At 55.8% G+C, this 16,695-nt stretch carries 15 protein-coding genes; 7 read left to right on the top strand and 8 right to left on the bottom strand.

The features are described from left to right. Positions 1–83: 83 nt before the first annotated feature. The 4 genes from B3M52_RS13675 to B3M52_RS13660 all read left to right on the top strand — a co-directional run bounded on the left by B3M52_RS13675 (position 84) and on the right by B3M52_RS13660 (position 4,202). Positions 84–1,109: an ABC transporter substrate-binding protein gene (locus tag B3M52_RS13675; protein WP_286749700.1), complete on the top strand. Its 1,026-nt coding sequence runs from the start codon at positions 84–86 to the stop codon at positions 1,107–1,109. Between the two features lie 83 nt (positions 1,110–1,192). Continuing rightward, positions 1,193–1,882, top strand: coding sequence for an ABC transporter permease (locus B3M52_RS13670; protein WP_286749845.1), 690 nt, complete (start codon positions 1,193–1,195; stop codon positions 1,880–1,882). Continuing rightward, positions 1,875–2,543, top strand: coding sequence for an ABC transporter ATP-binding protein (locus tag B3M52_RS13665; RefSeq protein ID WP_286749699.1), 669 nt, complete (start codon positions 1,875–1,877; stop codon positions 2,541–2,543). Before B3M52_RS13670 ends, B3M52_RS13665 begins: the two co-directional genes overlap by 8 nt. 771 nt (positions 2,544–3,314) lie before the next feature. Continuing rightward, positions 3,315–4,202: a helix-turn-helix transcriptional regulator gene (locus B3M52_RS13660; protein WP_286749698.1), complete on the top strand. Its 888-nt coding sequence runs from the start codon at positions 3,315–3,317 to the stop codon at positions 4,200–4,202. A 73-nt stretch (positions 4,203–4,275) separates the two neighbouring features. On the opposite strand, the gene B3M52_RS13655 is transcribed toward B3M52_RS13660, so the two are convergent. The 6 genes from B3M52_RS13655 to B3M52_RS13630 form a co-directional block, all read right to left on the bottom strand. After that, on the bottom strand, positions 4,276–5,466 hold the full coding sequence (locus B3M52_RS13655) for a serine hydrolase domain-containing protein (RefSeq protein ID WP_286749696.1): 1,191 nt from the start codon (positions 5,464–5,466) through the stop codon (positions 4,276–4,278). A gap of 48 nt (positions 5,467–5,514) precedes the next feature. Continuing rightward, a complete protein-coding gene (locus tag B3M52_RS13650; RefSeq protein WP_286749695.1) occupies positions 5,515–7,191 on the bottom strand; it encodes a flavin-containing monooxygenase in 1,677 nt (558 codons plus the stop codon). Between the two features lie 326 nt (positions 7,192–7,517). After that, positions 7,518–8,324: an ABC transporter permease gene (locus B3M52_RS13645; protein ID WP_286749694.1), complete on the bottom strand. Its 807-nt coding sequence runs from the start codon at positions 8,322–8,324 to the stop codon at positions 7,518–7,520. 1 nt (position 8,325) lies between these two features. Further along, positions 8,326–9,048, bottom strand: a complete 723-nt coding sequence (locus B3M52_RS13640) for an ABC transporter ATP-binding protein (RefSeq protein ID WP_286749693.1) — start codon at positions 9,046–9,048, stop codon at positions 8,326–8,328. Beyond that, a complete protein-coding gene (locus B3M52_RS13635) occupies positions 9,045–10,019 on the bottom strand; it encodes a YVTN family beta-propeller repeat protein (protein WP_286749692.1) in 975 nt (324 codons plus the stop codon). Before B3M52_RS13635 ends, B3M52_RS13640 begins: the two co-directional genes overlap by 4 nt. A 31-nt stretch (positions 10,020–10,050) precedes the next feature. Next, a complete protein-coding gene (locus B3M52_RS13630) occupies positions 10,051–11,220 on the bottom strand; it encodes an ABC transporter substrate-binding protein (protein ID WP_286749691.1) in 1,170 nt (389 codons plus the stop codon). A gap of 174 nt (positions 11,221–11,394) precedes the next feature. Here B3M52_RS13630 and B3M52_RS13625 point away from each other — a divergent pair, with 174 nt between their 5' ends. Further along, on the top strand, positions 11,395–12,606 hold the full coding sequence (locus B3M52_RS13625; protein ID WP_286749690.1) for a HAMP domain-containing sensor histidine kinase: 1,212 nt from the start codon (positions 11,395–11,397) through the stop codon (positions 12,604–12,606). Positions 12,607–12,631: 25 nt separating this feature from the next. Beyond that, positions 12,632–13,288, top strand: a complete 657-nt coding sequence (locus tag B3M52_RS13620; RefSeq protein WP_286749689.1) for a response regulator — start codon at positions 12,632–12,634, stop codon at positions 13,286–13,288. 2 nt (positions 13,289–13,290) lie between these two features. Here B3M52_RS13620 and B3M52_RS13615 read toward each other — a convergent pair whose 3' ends face one another. Both B3M52_RS13615 and B3M52_RS13610 read right to left on the bottom strand, forming a co-directional pair. Continuing rightward, on the bottom strand, positions 13,291–13,947 hold the full coding sequence (locus B3M52_RS13615) for a pentapeptide repeat-containing protein (RefSeq protein ID WP_339666329.1): 657 nt from the start codon (positions 13,945–13,947) through the stop codon (positions 13,291–13,293). A 77-nt stretch (positions 13,948–14,024) separates the two neighbouring features. Then, on the bottom strand, positions 14,025–15,884 hold the full coding sequence (locus tag B3M52_RS13610; protein WP_414673601.1) for a methanol/ethanol family PQQ-dependent dehydrogenase: 1,860 nt from the start codon (positions 15,882–15,884) through the stop codon (positions 14,025–14,027). Between the two features lie 361 nt (positions 15,885–16,245). Between B3M52_RS13610 and pedF the strand changes: the two genes are divergently transcribed. Further along, positions 16,246–16,674 carry a cytochrome c-550 PedF gene (pedF, locus tag B3M52_RS13605; RefSeq protein WP_248181419.1) on the top strand — a complete coding sequence of 143 codons (429 nt, stop codon included), beginning with the start codon at positions 16,246–16,248 and terminating at the stop codon, positions 16,672–16,674. Positions 16,675–16,695 lie beyond the last annotated feature (21 nt).

Below are 16,695 nucleotides of genomic sequence, written 5' to 3'. Positions count from 1 at the left end.
TCTGGTTGAATGCGACCATCGCACCAAAAAACAGGCACCAAAGTACTATTCTTGCGTGGCGGCGGGCTTCGTATCGTGGAGGGATGAGCCAACAACCAATAACAACGCCCGATCCTGAATCATTTGCAGCCCCCACTCGACCATTCTTGTGGGCCGTGCTAACCCTGTTGTTTGTTTTTTTACTGGCAGGCTTCGCCCATGCCAGTGATAGAGACTCTACACCTCTGCCAGTAGTGTCTGTCAGCGTGCTGCAATTCGGCACAGCCCACTGGGAACTCGACCACATCCAGCACCGGGAGCTGGATCAGAAGAACGGCTATCGCCTCGAACTGAAACTGGTGGCCAACCTCCCGGCCTCCCGGCTGGCGGTTACCAGCGGGTCGGTAAACGGTGCTGTGGCCGACCTGCTCTGGGCCCAGTCCCGGTTCCAGTCGGGAACTCCTTACCTGTATGTGCCTTTCTCATCCCGGATTGGCGATATCGTGGTGCCAGAAAATTCCGATATTCGATCTGTGGCCGACCTTGCCGGCAAGCGCATCGGCGTTGCGGGCGGCCCCGACAGCAAGGGCTGGATACTACTCCAGAAGGTTGCAGAACAGCAGGGGGTCAGTCTGACTGAATCCGCCGATGTCCAGTTCGCTGCGCCGCCGCTGCTGAGCCAGGCCCTGAAGCGGGACCAGGTGGACGTGATTGTCACCTACTGGCATTTCGCCGCACGGCAGATGGGGGAGGGCGGCTGGCGCTCCGCGTTCGGAATGGCTGACCTGCTCACCGCCATGAACCTGGACCCGAACCTTCCAGTCTTGGGGTATGTATTTCCGGCGGAGTGGGCTGAGGATCATCGTTCGCTGGTCGACCGTTTTGCGGCGTCCCTGCGCGAGGCCAAAGCGGAACTGGCGCAAGACGAATCACACTGGCAGCGGCTGCGGCCATTGATGGGCAAACCGCAGGATGGAGTAATCCAGGCCTTGAAGGAAGGCTTCATAGCGGGCACGCCTGCCCCCCTGACCGACCAGCGGATTGCGGATCTGCATCGGTTGCTGACCCTCACCGGCGCCGACTCTGACAACCTGATGTCGGCAGAGCTGTTCTACCGGAGCCGGCCGTGAGCAGTCACTCGGGTCGCCCGCCGGCCTGGAGCTACTGGGTGGTCCTGCCTGCTTTCGTGCTGCTCTGGGCCCTGGTTGCCTGGATGCTTGAATCCCCCCTGCTTCCGACGCCGCTCAATGTGCTCGACACTCTGTTACGGGAGTCCGCTTCCGGTGAACTCTGGCATCACCTGAGTGCCACCCTTGCCCGTGTCATCGTGGCTTTTGTTCTGGCGATGTTGCTGGGCACCGCCATTGGCATCATCATGGGCCGGTCAAGAACCACCAATGCATTGTTTGACCCCATGCTGGTGCTACTGCTCAACCTGCCGGCGCTGGTCACGATCATTCTGATGTACGTCTGGTTCGGCCTGGTGGAAGTGGCTGCGGTTATGGCCGTGGTCATCAACAAAGTACCCAATGTCGCTGTCACCGTCCGCGAAGGCGCACGCAGCCTGGATTACCGGCTTGAGGAAATGGCCACGGTTTATGAATTCACCCGCTGGCAGCGGTTCCGCGAAGTCTGGGTGCCGCAACTCTTCCCCTACCTTATGGCCGCCACCCGGGGCGGGCTGGCCCTGATCTGGAAAATTGTCCTGGTGGTGGAACTGCTGGGCCGCTCGGATGGCATCGGTTTCCAGTTGCACATGGCCTTCCAGGTATTCGACGTGGCTGCCATCCTCGCCTATAGCCTGGCGTTTATTGCCGTGGTCCAGCTCATCGAACTGGCCATCCTGCAGCCCCTCGAACGCCGCTCCAGCCGCTGGCGCCAGCCGGAGGTGGCCCATGCTTGAACTGCGGATTGCAGGCCGCAGCTTCGGCCAGCCGGTGCTGGGGGAAGTGTTTGCCACCATAGAACGGGGGGATCGGATCTGTCTGCTCGGGCCGTCGGGAATCGGGAAAACAACTCTGCTTAATGCGATTGCGGGGCTGGATAAAACCATCCCGGCGGAAGCGATCATCGGACGCGAGAAACTCCGGGTTGGCTATCTGTTTCAGGAACATCGGCTGCTGCCCTGGCGCACTCTGAATGCCAATCTACGGTTGGCGGGCGCAAATCATGAGGAGGCGGAAGCGCACCTGGCCTGTGTGGGTCTCAAAGGCTATGGCCACTATCTGCCGGACCAGCTGTCTCTCGGTATGGCCCGGAGAGCAGCACTGGCCCGTTGTCTGGCAGTGAAACCTGACCTGTTATTGCTGGATGAGCCTTTTGCGTCGCTGGACCCGGTTATGGCGGGCGAGCTGAAAATACTGATTGCTGGGATTCTGGATGCCAATGCGGGGATGGCGATGATTTGTGTCACCCATGATGGGGGTGATGCGGAGATCCTGGCCAATCGGTTGTGGTATCTGGGCGGTAGGCCGGCGCGGTTGCAGTGGGATGATGCTATCAATAAACCGACCTTGACTCATGAAATTCTGGGGCAACTTCGGAAGGTTGGTTTGACGAGATAAGTTATCCGTTGTGGACTGATTAAGTCGCGGATTCGATACTTGCATAAAGAATGTTCGATCGACTGGGTTTGCGCTGCATCACCGCAAACTGTTCTGAGGCTTGGTGCTATTAGAAAAGAGCAGTGTTGATTGTAGGCATATTTGCAACTATTAGGAGAAGCTATGGAGGGCTTATCTGGGGTTAGCTGAATGAACAACACTTTCGTAGAAAAGAACTTAGACCAGCGTCCTAGATCATTATGTTCTTTAGACGGATTTATCCACTGCAAGCTTGACACCTTTCTCTGGTAAAGGTAACTCTAAAAAATTAAGGAGCTTCAGCCATAGAAAATAGAAGAGTTAAGAGTACCTCAATGATGTTAGGGGGCTATGGGTGCAAGCAAAGCTCAATAAGCAGCATGGCATATATTTCAGTGGCTTTAGCCAGATTGTTCGTGCCAATTGTGATAGAAAATAGGCTGATCTATGAGAGGCACCCAACAAGATAGATCATCCCCCAAAATGCCCTATCGCCGCCTATGTCTCCAAAGTTGCGCTACCGGCCCTACAGATAAATAGTGAGCTGTGGAGTAGAAGGCTGAACGGAGACGGACGGGGTGGGAGAATGGGCCTTTTACGCATTGGCGAAGAAACGAGTTTTAAGGGGTAGATACGTTAAGAGGCTGTCGAGTTTTGTTTGATTACGCTCTGGTTAGCTTAATCAGAGTGGTGCGCCAAACGTCTTTTATTCTCTAATAATAACAGTCGACTAGATGTCGAGGGAAGACTGCAATGGTAGATCTCATCGAACCAGAAGAGTTACCTATTTGGGTGCCGGGAGAGGTACTGACAGCTAGTGACGGCCTTGGGTGGCGTGATGTAGGGCAACGTTCCTATAAGTATTCAGGCTTGGATGTTCCGATACCTCCGATGAATCACTATATGATCGTCCGATATTTTGAGGGGCAGACCCCCATGGATAGGCGTGTTGAGAGCCACTGGAAGCGAACGACCTGTGTGCCAGGCCACATTTCTCTACTAAATCGGGCGCGACCATCACACTGGCATTGGACTCAAAGAATCAACGTATCACACGTATATCTCTCCGAGAGTTTAATGTCACGTGTAGCTCAAGATGTGTTAGGACGTTCAATATCTGAGATTTGCCTGCACGATGTACTTAACGCAGAGGACCCAACCATTACTTCAATCTCTGATGCCATCTTAGGAGAAACACGAAGTTCAGCGATTGGAGGGCCAACATATGCCGAAGCGCTGGGACTACAACTCAGCGTCCATTTATTACGTAACTATGCGGATGTCAAATTCCAAGAGAAGGTCAGCCAGTCTCGCCTTTCAAGACGTCAGCGCTGCACACTGACTGAGTACATCCACGGAAACCTGCAATATCAGATCAGCATAGAACAGCTGTCGGCAGTAGTTGGCTTGGGCGTTTGGACTTTTTGCCGGCGATTCAAGGAAAGTTACGGAATGACACCTTGCGCGTACCTCTTAGAAAAACGGATTGAGCAGGCAAAGATGATGCTGTTAAATGGGTCTCAGCCAATTAAAGCTATTGCAAGCGAATGTGGCTTTTCGGATCAAGCTCATATGACACGAGTTTTCCGACGTAAGCTGAACCTAACACCTGGTCAGATAAGAGGATCGCAGGATCACTAATCGGCTTTTTTGGTTTATTCCTCTAATTGACCAGAGCGGTAGAACTTGGGCTACCGCTCTGGTCATCAGCGAGTCAGTCTAGATTTTGATAGGTCGTAGCTTCGAACTCATAAAAGCCGGGATACGATGAGCAGTCGTAAAATGGTAGAATTTGCGTTGCCCAATAACCGCCGATTCCTTTGGTTTTATCGATCCACAGATAGGAATTGGCGAGGCCGGCCCAGGCCATTGACCCCGATGAGCGTCCTGTAGGTGCTCTCTCACGGTTGACCAGGAAGGCATGGGACCAACCTTTATCTACCCCCGGCATAAACTCACCAGTGTTAGCGAGGCTAGGATCGGATGTCTCCCAGAACCCGATTGGAATACTTGTGCCCGCGTAGCCGTCTTTAGCTAGCAAGCTTGCCGTTTCAGGCTTGAGCACTCTCCCATTCTTGCCCGCTCCGTCGTTCAGGATCATACGCAGGAACTTCATGTAGTCCTTCACAGTTCCATAGAGGCCGTGTCCGCCCATATCCATCGCAGGCTCTGTTGGTAATGCCAGCTCTGGAACTGGTATTAACTGGCCGTCTTCGGCCCTCGTATGTATTGTCGCTCGTCGGTCCATCATGTCATTGTTTACTGAAAATGCGGTGTCAGTCATATCGAGCGGTTGAAACACGCGCTCATGCATAACCTCACCAAGACGTTTTCCTCGCAACTTCTCCACGATCAGACCAAGCCAGTCAGTATTTACCCCGTAGGTCCATGCATCGCCTGGATCGTGCTGTAGCACGGTCTGGATCGACTCTTTGGTGCAAGTGATGATCGATGGAATATCCTTCAGTTCTCGGTAGCGTTTATCTTCCGAGCTGAAAAAATCATAGCTAAGCCCTGAGGTATGCAACAGAAGGTCACTAACCGTAACCCTGCGCCTTGGAGGCCTCAGTCTTGGTTGCCCATCTGCACTGAACCCTTCTAGCACTTGCAATTCGTCCATCTCCGGGAGGTACTCCGCCGCTGGATCATCAAGCCTTAGAAGTCCTTCTTCAATCAACTGCAGCGCACATACACTGGTAATAGCTTTAGTGGTAGAGAAGATCGCAAAGACAGTGTCTAGGTCCATAGGGGCTTGTTTGCCTAGCTCCCTTACGCCCGAAGCGCCTTCATAGATATTGCTGTTCGAATCGGTAACCATGGCTACTACACCTGGAGCGCCACCATGGCGCCCTGTGGTTTGCTGTAGCACACTGTCCAACGCAGCTTTCATTTTTGTATTGCTCATTTCAAACTACCTCTTGTTAATGTCGGAATGGCTCTTTCGACGTGTGCCCTACGCGAAGACGAACCCTGGGTAGTTGTTCTCGGCCAACTCAACACAATGCTGATTATAGGTATTCACCCCCCCACAGTAGGAGAGTAACCTTCTGGGTTTTCCTGGCACATTGCTTCCCATATACCAGCTATCCACAAGGGGGAGAAGTGTCTGATTTGTCACCTCGTCGTGGTGCTGGACCCACTCATCCTGGAGCTGTTTGGTTGGTTCTATTACTGTCTTTCCCTCTTCATTAGCATGCTGAATTATATCGGTGATCCAGCCCACCTGCTGTTGCAGGCAAGTTGTCATGTTGCACAGAGCCGCGGAAGGTGCAAGAGGTGCGCCGGTAGTGAACAAATTAGGGTAGCCATATACTTGCAGGCCCATTGTGGTGCGGATTTCATTGGCCCACTCTTCCTTCAAGCTCCGACCTTCCTTACCGCGTATGTCAATTCGCGATAGGGCTCCTGAGCCTGCATCGAAACCTGTAGCCAGAATAATTATGTCCACCTCATGTACCGTGCCGTCCTTCATCAAAACACCATTTGGCACGATCCCCTCGATCGGAGTTTCTCGGCAATTCAGTGCCTCGACATTCGGTCGCAGATAAGTTTCGAGATAACCTGTATCCAGTGGAACACGCCGGATTCCGAATCCGTAGTCTGTCGGAATAAGAAGGTCGCAAAGGTCTGGATCGAAGTTCAATCGTTCCCGCATTTTTGAGCGCACAAACTCGGAGATTTCTTCGTTTATAGCTTCGTCGGTGAACATTTCGGGATATGAGGAGAGCCAGAGGGCGAGTGAACCGTCATTGTAAAGGTTCTCCAGTCTTTCTTTGCGTTCCTCTGGGCTGTCAGAGTGCCAAGACCGGCCATCAAAGTCGTAGTCAAACCCAGCGAAGGTGTTGAGCACGCGATCTTTCAGATAAGTAAACTGTCCGGACCAGGATTTCCAATCCTCCTCTGTGTATTTCGGATTTCGCATCGGAATTGTGTACTGAGGAGTGCGGACAAAAACTTTCAGCGTATCCACCTCTGGCGCAATGGTCTGGATGGCTTGAATTCCAGTAGCGCCTGTGCCGATCACAGCCACACGCTTGTTTTTGAGATCTACCCCCTCTTTGGGCCAGCGAGAAGTATGGCAGATCTGCCCTTTAAAGGTGGACTGTCCATTAAAGACATCCTCAAGGGGCGCAGAAAGCATTCCAGTACAAGCGATCAGATACCGGGCTTCTAAATGATCACCGTTGTCTGTTGTGATCGACCAGGTACCACCTGACTCGTTCCAGTGTGCAGAGTCAACGCGGGTTTCAAACTGAATGTCTCGATGAAGGTCCAGTTTATCGGCTACATAATTCAGCCAGCGCTCGCTTTCAGGCTGAGCTGGGAACCGCTCTGATGGTTTCCAGTTCTCATAAAGCTCTTTTGAGAACCAGTATTGGTATATCTCAGCCTGAGAGTCGAATCGGGCACCTGGATATCGATTCCAGTACCATGTGCCTCCTACCCCCGAGGCGGCTTCTATAACCCTTACGCTCATTCCAAGGGCTCGGAGTTTGTGCAACTGATATAAGCCAGCTACACCTGCACCGATCACTACTGCATCATAAGAATCAACATTCTTTGACATATTCATCTCAAACTCCTTCGTTTCCTCTATCAGGAAACTTTCTTGTATTTGTTTGGCAGTCATACGCACCACCGATAGTGGCGCGTTAACATCAATAATGAGGTGACGAGTGAAGTTTGGTATTGGACAAAGCTGGCAAGTTATTGCACATTTCTGGCACATCCTGATTTCTTGTTCTGTCAGGCTGACCGGGCTGGCCACTTAGAGATCTTGGACTGGCGTTCCAGTCGCAGTAGTTGGCGTATTTACCTTCGGGTAGTCGGCCCACTGCTAGGCCGTCAAAGCAGGCTCGGTTGTAGTGGGATGACAGGATTGGTGAGCCGGGACTTATCGATGATTTGTTAGGGAAATTGCTGCGGCTGGATCCCCTACAGCCCACTGCCACCCAATCAAGCAGCCTTAGAGGTGCCAAGAATCTTCGTACGCTGAGGTTTGAACCCCGCAGTCGCGAGTAGGGACAGAACGAGAGTTACGCCAGCGGTGATGCCAAAGGCCATCGGGTTCCACTCCAGGTACAGGGAAAAGCGGATGGCTTCTACTGCATGAGTAAAAGGATTGAACTGGCAGATCCAGTAGAGCCAGGGGCTGGCTTCGTTCATGCGCCACAGTGGATAGAGCGCTGAAGACATGAAGAACATCGGGAAAATGACGAAGTTCATTACCCCGGCAAAGTTCTCCAGTTGCTTGATCCAGGTGGCAATCAGCAGGCCGAGAGCACCAAGCATCAGGCTGGTTAGAATCAGCGCCGGCAGCACCGCCAGATAGCCCCAAAGCGGCGGTTCCACATCCACCAGCAACGCCAGCAGCAGGAACACATACACCTGCCCCACCGACACCACGCCCATGGCCAGCAGCTTGGTCACCAGCAGGAACGGCCGCGGCAGCGGACTCATCAATAGCACCCGCATACTGCCCAGTTCCCGGTCATACACCATGGACAGCGCCCCCTGCATGCTGTTGAACAGGATGATCATCCCGCACAGGCCGGGGGCGATGTAGGTTTCGTAAGTGATGTAGGTCTGGTAGGGCGGAATGATGGAAATGCCCAGCACCGCCCGGAAGCCGGCGGCAAACACCACTAGCCACAACAGTGGCCGTACCAGCGCGCTGGCGAAGCGGGTACGCTGCTGCCAGAAGCGCAGCCATTCCCGTGTCTGGATGCCGACGAAACAGTGCCAATAATGGGCAGCTTTCATATCAACCGGCTCCTGTCAGGGTATGGAAGGTTTCTGCCAGGTCACGTGTGCCTTCGGCTTCGCAGATGTCATGCCCTGCGCCGTCTGCCAGCAGCTTGCCTTCATGGAGGATCAGCACCCGGTCTTCCGGGAGAACCTCCTCGATCAGATGCGTGGCCCAGAGTACGGTCAGGCCATCGGAGTCACATAGCATACGTACGTGATCATTCAGCCCCCGGCGGCTGGCCACATCCAGCCCCACCGTGGGTTCATCCAGCATTAAAAGCGAGGGTTCGTGGAGCAGGGCGCGGGCGATTTCCACCCGCCGCCGGTGGCCGCCGTTGAGCTTTCGCACCGGTTCGTTGGCCCGTTCCAGCAATTGGAAACGTGTCAGCTCCCGGTCGCCCCGCACCCGGGCCTCTTTGCGTGAAAGGCCATGAAGCGCAGCGTGATAGAGCAGGTTCTGACGCACGGTCAGGTCCAGGTCCAGGGCATTCTGCTGGAACACCACGCCGATTTTACGCATGGCCCCGGCGGGTTGTTTCTTCAGGGACTGCCCGGCCATGAGGATGTCACCCTGTTGCAGCGCGAGCAGACGGGTCAGCAGACCGAACAGCGTGGATTTGCCGGCGCCATTGGGCCCCAGCAGGGCATGAAAACCGCCGGAGGTCAGCGCGAAGCTGACCTCCCTGAGCACCGGCTTGTCGCCGTAGCGAAAGCTGAGGTTGCGGGCTTCAATGGTCATGAAGTGGGATCGATGACGACACCCCAGGGGAAGCGGCCCACCTTGATGGATTTGATCACCTTCAGCTCTTCCACATCAATGACCGATACATCACTGGATACGCCGTTGGTGGTGTAGAGAAACTTCTCGTCCTTGTCCAGGTCCAGCTGCCAGACACGGGCGCCTACCAGCAGGTAATCCAGCACTTCATAGGTCTGGGCATCCACCACAGCTACGTGGTTTGAGGGGCCTAGGGCCACGAAGGCGTACTTGCCATCCGAGGTGAGCTCAATGCCCACCGGCTGCACCCGGTCCTGCGGCACGCCCTTGATCTGGAAATCGATCTGCTTGATTTCCTCTATGTTGTCCACGTCAAAGATGTGCACGGTGCCGCCGATTTCAGCTGAGGCCCAGGCGATCTTGCTGTCTTTGGTGAACTCCACGTGACGCGGGCGCTGGCCCACCACGGTATTCTTCTCGATTTCGAAGGTTTCGGTGTTGATCCAGTGCAGCATGCTGGAGGTTTCACTGGTGTTCACCGCCCACTTGCCGTCCGGGCTGACGGCCATGCCCTCAGGTTCCACGCCGACATCGATCTGGGCCAGAACGTCCTTGGTTTCCACATCCACCACCGTGACGATGGCATCGTCTTCATTGGCGATGTAGAGATGGCGGTTATTGGGGTGCAGGGCAAACTGCTCGGGGTCCTCGCCGGAGGGCAGGGTGTCAATGATCTTGCGGGTTGCCAGGTCCAGTACCTGGACGGTGTCGTCGTCACTGGCGCAGATATAGAGTTTGGTGTAGTCCTTGGACAGCAGGATACCCCTCGGCCGGGCACCTACCTCAATAGTGTCCACGACTTCGTTGGTGTCTGTGTCGATGATCGAAAGGGTGTTGTCCTTCTCATTGGACACGTAAGCCAGACTTGCCAGCGCCGGGCCGGAAAGGCCGATGGCGGCAGCCAGCGTTGCGATCTTGAAAGCATTTTTCATGGTGAGTGTTCCTTCTTGTTCTTCAGTGGGGTCAATTGATCCGGCAGTCACTCTCGGGCCTGTCGTAGCCGAGGGTGTCCAGTTCGGAATCGGGATGCAGGAAGCCTTCCAGAGGAGGTGTCGCAACCAGTCCTTGTGGGTGAACCAGGGGGATTGGCTGGCGAAGCTGCCCGTTCCAGGGGCGGTAAGTCAGCTTGCGGCCCTTGAAGGCGGCGAGCTGGAAATCGTCGGAAAACAGGTATTCGCGGATGGTCGAATGGCCGGCTTCACCGAGCCCGGTCACAGTGGTGCCAATGGTGCGGACGGCCGCCCAGGCGGCATAATCCTCGCTGTTCATTTCCCGGCCCGCCAGTTCCCGGAAGCGGTTCTGCAACTGCGCCGCACCCCAGGCTTCCACCACCCGGTGCCAGGCTTCCGGGCCCATGCCCTGGGTGCCTAAAACCGGGCGCGGCAGCCAGGTGTTGAACGGCACGTACTCCCCGAAATCACCACGCACATCGGCGACGACCACGGCATCGTAATCACTCGCCTGGGTGAAGGCGGGTAATTCTTTGGAAGCCGTGCGGCGCAGGTCCGAATCGAAGGTCCAGGGCTTGTCGGCGATGATGTCCAGGCCAAACCGCTTGCTGGCACGGCGGAAAGCATCTGCCCAGGCCTTGTCCTGATCGGTGGGGCCGGTAATCAGGAACACTTCCTTCCAGCGGCGCATGCTCAGCCACTGGGCAAGGGCGTCGGTCAGCATGGCGTAGGAAGGGATAGTGTGCAGGACGTTGGGCCGGCACTCGGTGATCCGCAGGTCATCGTCCGATGCACCGGCATTGAACAGTAACGCTTTACCGTCAGCCTTTTTGGCCATCGCCTGCAGTGTGTCTGCGGGAACGCGGGCCACAAGCAGATCAATGCCGTTCTCCAGCATGCTGTCGAGGGCGGCCAGTGAGCCCTCTTCATCGCTGGCCATGACGGACTCGAGAGCATAGTTCTGGTCGAGGAACTTGCCGGTGGCGTTGTTGTCGGCCATTCCCAGCTCAGCGCCACGGAGGCCGGCGTCTTCCGGTTCCGGAGTGACATTGGATAGCACCGGGCCCTGGTCGGGTACCCAGTGGATGTAGCCGATGGTTACATCGAGGGCTACCGCAGAAGTCGGCGCCAGCAGCCAGCCACAGAAGACTGAAGCAATCAGTAGTCTGCCTTTAAGATCCATGTTGCCGCCCCCTCTCTGAATATTTTTTGTTGAGTCCAGCTTAGAGAACGTGGAAAGGCGCTGAAATATTCAGAAAGTAGGAAACTGCCGGTACTAAAGAACTATTCCCGGGAATTTTTACACCGTTAGCATGAAGTTGAGGCAGCTTTCTTCAGGCAGAACGGGACTCCAATCATGAGGGCATACAGCCGAGTGGCGTTATTGATGCTGGCAGTATTTGCCCTGGTTTATGGCGTTGGGGCTTTTTTCTACCTGAAACAGGCGAGACTGGATGTGGCCCGTGAACTGGATGGGATATCGACGTTGGCGGGCATGATTGGAGCGCCGGAAGATGTTGAGCCGGAACTGATTGCAGGCCTCCGACATTTGCGCCCGTTGTCGGATGAGGGCGTTGCCGATGGCGGTGGCGACGTCCCTCTCTGGTTTATTCGCGCCCTGGGGGCCGATCAGACAAGTGGACTTCCTGTCATCGGAGGCTGGCAGGTTGACCCATACGACGAAGTAGAGGAAATCTGGGAAAACTTTGTGCTGGTGTCGCTGGCTTTCGGCATCGGTATGCTGCTGTGTTTTTCGGCGTTATTTCTGGCTATACGCCGGTTGACAGAGCCGCTGCGGCGAATCGGCAAGGCCATGGGCGACATCGGTGAAGGGGAGCCCTCTCCACGCCTGCCACGGCAGCCAATAACAGAACTGGATCAACTGGTGCACCGGTTCAATGCCATGGCAGAAGCGCTGGAGACCGAGCAGAAAACCGTTGCCAGATTACTGAACGAACTTCTTGAGCTTCAGGATCGTGAGCGTGCACACATTGCACGGGTGCTTCATGATGATCTTGGCCAGTATATTACCGGCATTCGCGCCCAGGCTCGCGGCTGGCTCTATGACCCGGAACTGAATGAGCGCCAGAGGGATCAGGCGAAGGAACTGGCCGAACACTGTGAGACCGTGCAGCAGCATTTCCGTCACCTGTTGCAGGACCTGCATCCTCTGGTCATGGAGCAGCTCGGACTGGGATCTGCCATTCATCATCTGGTGGATCAGTGGCAGCAGCTCAGTGGCCTGACCTGTGAACTCACGGTGGACGAAAGCCTGCCGGAGCTCACCGGTGATAAACAGACCCACCTGTACCGGTTTGTGCAGGAAGCCCTGAATAATGTCTCAAGACATGCGGCTGCAACCAAAGCCATATTGGGTGTGACTGCGAAGCCCCGTGTGCTGCAGGTCGAGATTCGTGACAACGGCATTGGAGCCAACGACCTGTCTGCCAGAGCTGGCCTCGGGCTCCGTTCCATGTGTGAAAGGGCCCGTAGCCTGGGCGGTAAAGCCGAGTTCTTCAGCCGTTCAGGTCAGGGAACCAGGGTATGCCTCACCATTCCCCTGAGCTGACAATCCGATGCCCGGAGAAGCGCCGATGAAGCTGATCATTGTTGACGACCACCGAGTGGTAAGGCAGGGAATCTCCACTCTGCTGCGGAGCATGATGCCTGGCCTGGAGATAGTCGAGATTGAAACCGGCCAGACTGCCATCGCCGCCTGGGCCGAACACCGCCCGGACCTGATGCTGCTGGATATGGGGCTGCCGGATATCTCCGGGCTGGAAGTGGCGCGACGGATTCGTCAGCGCTGGCGCGGTGCCGCCATTCTGTTTTTTACCATGCACGATGAACTGCCGATGGTGAAGCAGGCGCTGGAGGTTGGCGGCATGGGCTTTGTGTCCAAGAACTGCGCACCGGAGGAGCTTGCCGAAGCGGTAAAGCGGGTGGCTGCTGGTGAGCCCTACATTGAACATCCGATTGCTACTCGTCTGGCAATGAACCAGGAACGTCCCGTGGACCATCGGCTCAGGGATATGACCCAGCGAGAAATGGAGGTGCTGCTGATGTATGCCCGGGGCGAGGATATCCAGAGCATTGCCAGCCGTCTCTGCGTCAGTAGCAAAACCGTATCGAATCACCTGGCGATGCTGAAGGGAAAGCTGCAGGTGAGCTCTTCCGTTGAGCTTATCCACCTGGCGGTTGATGCCGGGCTTGTACGCTACGGCCAGTTACCGGAGCGTCCTCGGGCCTGAGCTTACCAGTCAAAGGGGCAGGCGGTGCAGCCTTCCATAAAGGTGTTCACAAAGGTTGCATAGTGAATGCGGGTGTCTCGCATATCGGCATCCGCCAGGCTGGCATTACCGAATTTGGCCTCCTGAAGGTTGGCGCCTATGAGACTTGCGCCCTCGAGATTGGCCTTGGGCAGCCAGGCTATCTCGAAGGTTGAATAGTCCAGAGTCGCCCCTTTCATGACAGCCCCGGAAAAGCGCGAGAAGCCGAAGTTGCCGCCACTGAGATCCGCCCCCGAAAAGTCCGAACCCTGAGCGAACAGGTATTCTGCCTGTGCTCCACGCAGGTCTGTCCCGGTGACATTGGCGCCGCGTATGGAGGCACGGTAGAGGTTCACTCTCAGGCCGGTTACCCTCTCGAGGTTGGCTCCATCGAGTCGTGCGCCTCGCAGGTTGCTGTGATTGAGTGTGGCCCCTTCAAGATTGGCGTCTTTGAAGTTAGCGGAGTGTAAATCCATGTTTGACAGGTCTGCACCGCGCAGGTCAGCGCCCGGACAGGTCGTTTCGGGCTGCAGCCTGCAGCCGTTGATAACTGGCACATCTTCGATATCTGCAAGATAGTCGGCGGCTGCCAGTGGCAGGCTTGCAGCCATCAGGCTGATAAGCACGTGTGGTTTCATCATCGAGTCCCTCCAAATACCCATTTGCGGGATGTTGAAAAATGCCCGGCGCAAGGCGCCGGGTCAATGCCGGGTAGGCTTTAGCGGGAGGCTTGTGACCAGGAGGGCAGTTTGAAGGCCCAGAAGGACCCACCCTGGGAAATTGGCTTGGTCAGCTCCGCCATGTCGCCGCCCCAGAGCGGGACTGCGCCACCGTAGCCGGAGACCACGCCAATGTACTGTTCACCATCCATTTCCCAGGTGATCGGTGATGAAATAATCCCCGACCCTGTCTGGAAGGACCAGAGTTCCTCGCCGGTCTTTGCGTCAAACGCCTTGAAATAACCATCTCCGGTGCCGGTGAAGACCAGGCCGCCCTTGGTGGTCAGCACGCCTGCCCAGAGTGGCAGCTTTTCCTTGTGTTCCCATTCCACTTCTCCGGTAAGCGGGTCCATGGCCCTGAGGATGCCAACGTGATCGTCGTACATGCGTTTGATCCGGAATCCCTGTCCGAGATAGGCCGCACCTTTTTTATAGGTAACCTCTTCCGTCCAGTAGTCCTCTTTCCAGTGGTTGCCCGGAATGTAGAACAGACCAGTGTCCTGGCTATAGGCCATGGGGTTCCAGTTTTTGCCGCCCAGGAAGGGGGGTGAAACCTCAATGGCTTCGCCCTGGGTCTCGCCCGGTTCAAGGGGCGGTGGGCGCTGGCCTTCTGCTTCTACCGGGCGTCCGTCTTCGCCAATGCGTTCCGCCCAGGTGATGTTGTCTACGAACGGAAAGGCGTTGATATATTCCCCGTTTTCCCGGTTCACCAGGTAGAAGAAGCCGTTGCGGTCGGCATGGGCCGTGGCCTTCACGGTTTCTCCGTCATCCTCGTATTCGAAAAGCACCAACTCGTTATTGCCGGAGAAATCCCAGGCGTCGTTGGGTGTGTGTTGATAGAACCACTTCACCTCCCCTGTGGAAGGGTCAACGCCCACCTGGCCGGAGGTATAAAGGTTGTCGTAATCCTGGGGGTCGCCGCCCGGCGAGGTGCGTTTCCAGGTGTTCCAGGGAGCGGGATTGCCTGCCCCGATAATGATGGTGTTGGTTTCAATGTCAAAGCTGGCACTCTGCCAGGGCGCGCCGCCACCGTGACTCCAGGCTTCCACCTTGCCGGTTTCGGTGTCGGGATCGTCAGGCCAGCTTGGGGCGTCGGGATTGCCGGTCGGAGTACTTTTCTCGCCGTTGAGGCGGCCATAGTGTCCTTCTACGAAGGGGCGCATCCAGACTTCCTCGCCGGTGTCCGGGTCCCGGGCAAAGAGCTTGCCTACAACACCGAACTCATCGCCCGAAGACCCGTGAATCAGCAGTACCTTGCCAGTCTTCTGGTCCTTGATCAGCGTCGGTGCGCCGGTCATGGTATAGCCTGCCTCGTGGTCCGCGAACTTTTCCCGCCAGGCGACTTCACCGGTGTCCTTGTTCAGGGCAACGATGCCGGCATCCAGGGTGCCGAAGAAAACCTTGTCACCGAAAATGGCAGCGCCGCGGTTTACCACATCGCAACAGGGCCGTATACCTTCGGGAAGTCGGTGGCTGTAATCCCACACTTTCTTGCCAGTTCGGGCATCCAGGGCAAAAAGGCGGGAGTAGGACCCGGTAACGTAAATCATGCCGTCGTGAACCAGTGCCTGGGACTCCTGGCCCCGTTGTTTCTCATCGCCGAATGAGAAGGAGTAGGCGGGCACCAGGCGTTCAACGTTATCGGTATTGACCGTTGTCATCGGGCTGTACCGCTGGGCCTTGGGCCCGATGCCATAGCCGAGAACATCTCCGGTGGTTTCGGCGTCGTTCTTGATGTCCTCCCAGGTGACGTCTTTTGCGTTGGCCTGCAAGGAAAGGCCTCCGGCAGTGCCTACTATCACTGCCAGGCTGACCGCTCTGGCAATGGCCGACTTGTGATGTCTTGGTTTCATGTTCATTTCCCCTTGGTTTTTGTTGTCATTCACGCGTCTGACTCGCGTTGACGGTCAGAGTATTAGCCCGCAGCGAACACGAAGGCGACGGAAAAAATCATGAAAATATCGGGAAAAAGTCGATAAAAACCGGGAAAAGTTCCCGTCAGGCTTGCGTGTGGTTGAAACGTGGCCAATTTCTCACGATCGCTTCATAGCCTCGTGCTTTGGCGCCGCTTCTGCACGCCTACTACCAAGGAACTAGAACGAAGGCGCCAAAGTGGCATTCTGATCGGAATGGCGTGTTCCTAGACTTGAATCAGGTAGCTGGCAATGCGCTCACAACTAATGGCCAGCGCACGGAGATTCAAAACAGAGGTATAACAACATGTCAGTTTCTTTTTCATTAAAGGCCCTGGTTGCCGCCGGCCTGCTGGCGACGGCTGGTTTTGCCATGTCGCATGGGGATGTTACCCCCCAGGAAGTGGACACCGGTGACTTACCCAATCTTGGCAAGGAAGCGCTGACAGAAAATCCCTTCAGAGAGGGAAATGAGCACGGCGACAAGCATGCCGAGGCCGTCAAGGTGGGCAAGAGCGGTTACGCAGGAAACTGCGCGGTTTGTCACGGTATTGAAGCCATGTCCGGTGGACTGACTCCTGACCTGAGGGAATTGACGGAATGGGATGACGAGTATTTTATCGGTCGTGTCATGAACGGCACCGGGCGAGGCATGCCGTCGTTCAAGGACAACCTGGATCAGACCGCCATCTGGGCCATCAAGACCTACATTGAGTCGGTCCCCCAGCCTGAATAACCCAGTCTGAATCAAGGGTAA

The sequence above is a fragment of the Marinobacter sp. UBA2688 genome (assembly GCF_002352785.1).
GTDB classification, from domain to species: Bacteria; Pseudomonadota; Gammaproteobacteria; order Pseudomonadales; family Oleiphilaceae; genus Marinobacter; species Marinobacter salarius.
Note: the sequence above shows the minus strand (reverse complement) of the source record. Positions and strands in the feature narration are given on the sequence as shown.

What these genes read in the sequence shown, in the direction of transcription:
- B3M52_RS13675 (WP_286749700.1), top strand. Translation starts at nt 84, where the DNA reads ATGAGCCAACAACCAATAACAACGCCCGATCCTGAATCATTTGCAGCC.
- B3M52_RS13670 (WP_286749845.1), top strand. Translation starts at nt 1,193, where the DNA reads ATGCTTGAATCCCCCCTGCTTCCGACGCCGCTCAATGTGCTCGACACT.
- B3M52_RS13665 (WP_286749699.1), top strand. Translation starts at nt 1,875, where the DNA reads ATGCTTGAACTGCGGATTGCAGGCCGCAGCTTCGGCCAGCCGGTGCTG.
- B3M52_RS13660 (WP_286749698.1), top strand. Translation starts at nt 3,315, where the DNA reads ATGGTAGATCTCATCGAACCAGAAGAGTTACCTATTTGGGTGCCGGGA.
- B3M52_RS13655 (WP_286749696.1), bottom strand. Translation starts at nt 5,466, where the DNA reads ATGAGCAATACAAAAATGAAAGCTGCGTTGGACAGTGTGCTACAGCAA.
- B3M52_RS13650 (WP_286749695.1), bottom strand. Translation starts at nt 7,191, where the DNA reads ATGACTGCCAAACAAATACAAGAAAGTTTCCTGATAGAGGAAACGAAG.
- B3M52_RS13645 (WP_286749694.1), bottom strand. Translation starts at nt 8,324, where the DNA reads ATGAAAGCTGCCCATTATTGGCACTGTTTCGTCGGCATCCAGACACGG.
- B3M52_RS13640 (WP_286749693.1), bottom strand. Translation starts at nt 9,048, where the DNA reads ATGACCATTGAAGCCCGCAACCTCAGCTTTCGCTACGGCGACAAGCCG.
- B3M52_RS13635 (WP_286749692.1), bottom strand. Translation starts at nt 10,019, where the DNA reads ATGAAAAATGCTTTCAAGATCGCAACGCTGGCTGCCGCCATCGGCCTT.
- B3M52_RS13630 (WP_286749691.1), bottom strand. Translation starts at nt 11,220, where the DNA reads ATGGATCTTAAAGGCAGACTACTGATTGCTTCAGTCTTCTGTGGCTGG.
- B3M52_RS13625 (WP_286749690.1), top strand. Translation starts at nt 11,395, where the DNA reads ATGAGGGCATACAGCCGAGTGGCGTTATTGATGCTGGCAGTATTTGCC.
- B3M52_RS13620 (WP_286749689.1), top strand. Translation starts at nt 12,632, where the DNA reads ATGAAGCTGATCATTGTTGACGACCACCGAGTGGTAAGGCAGGGAATC.
- B3M52_RS13615 (WP_339666329.1), bottom strand. Translation starts at nt 13,947, where the DNA reads ATGATGAAACCACACGTGCTTATCAGCCTGATGGCTGCAAGCCTGCCA.
- B3M52_RS13610 (WP_414673601.1), bottom strand. Translation starts at nt 15,884, where the DNA reads ATGAACATGAAACCAAGACATCACAAGTCGGCCATTGCCAGAGCGGTC.
- pedF (WP_248181419.1), top strand. Translation starts at nt 16,246, where the DNA reads ATGTCAGTTTCTTTTTCATTAAAGGCCCTGGTTGCCGCCGGCCTGCTG.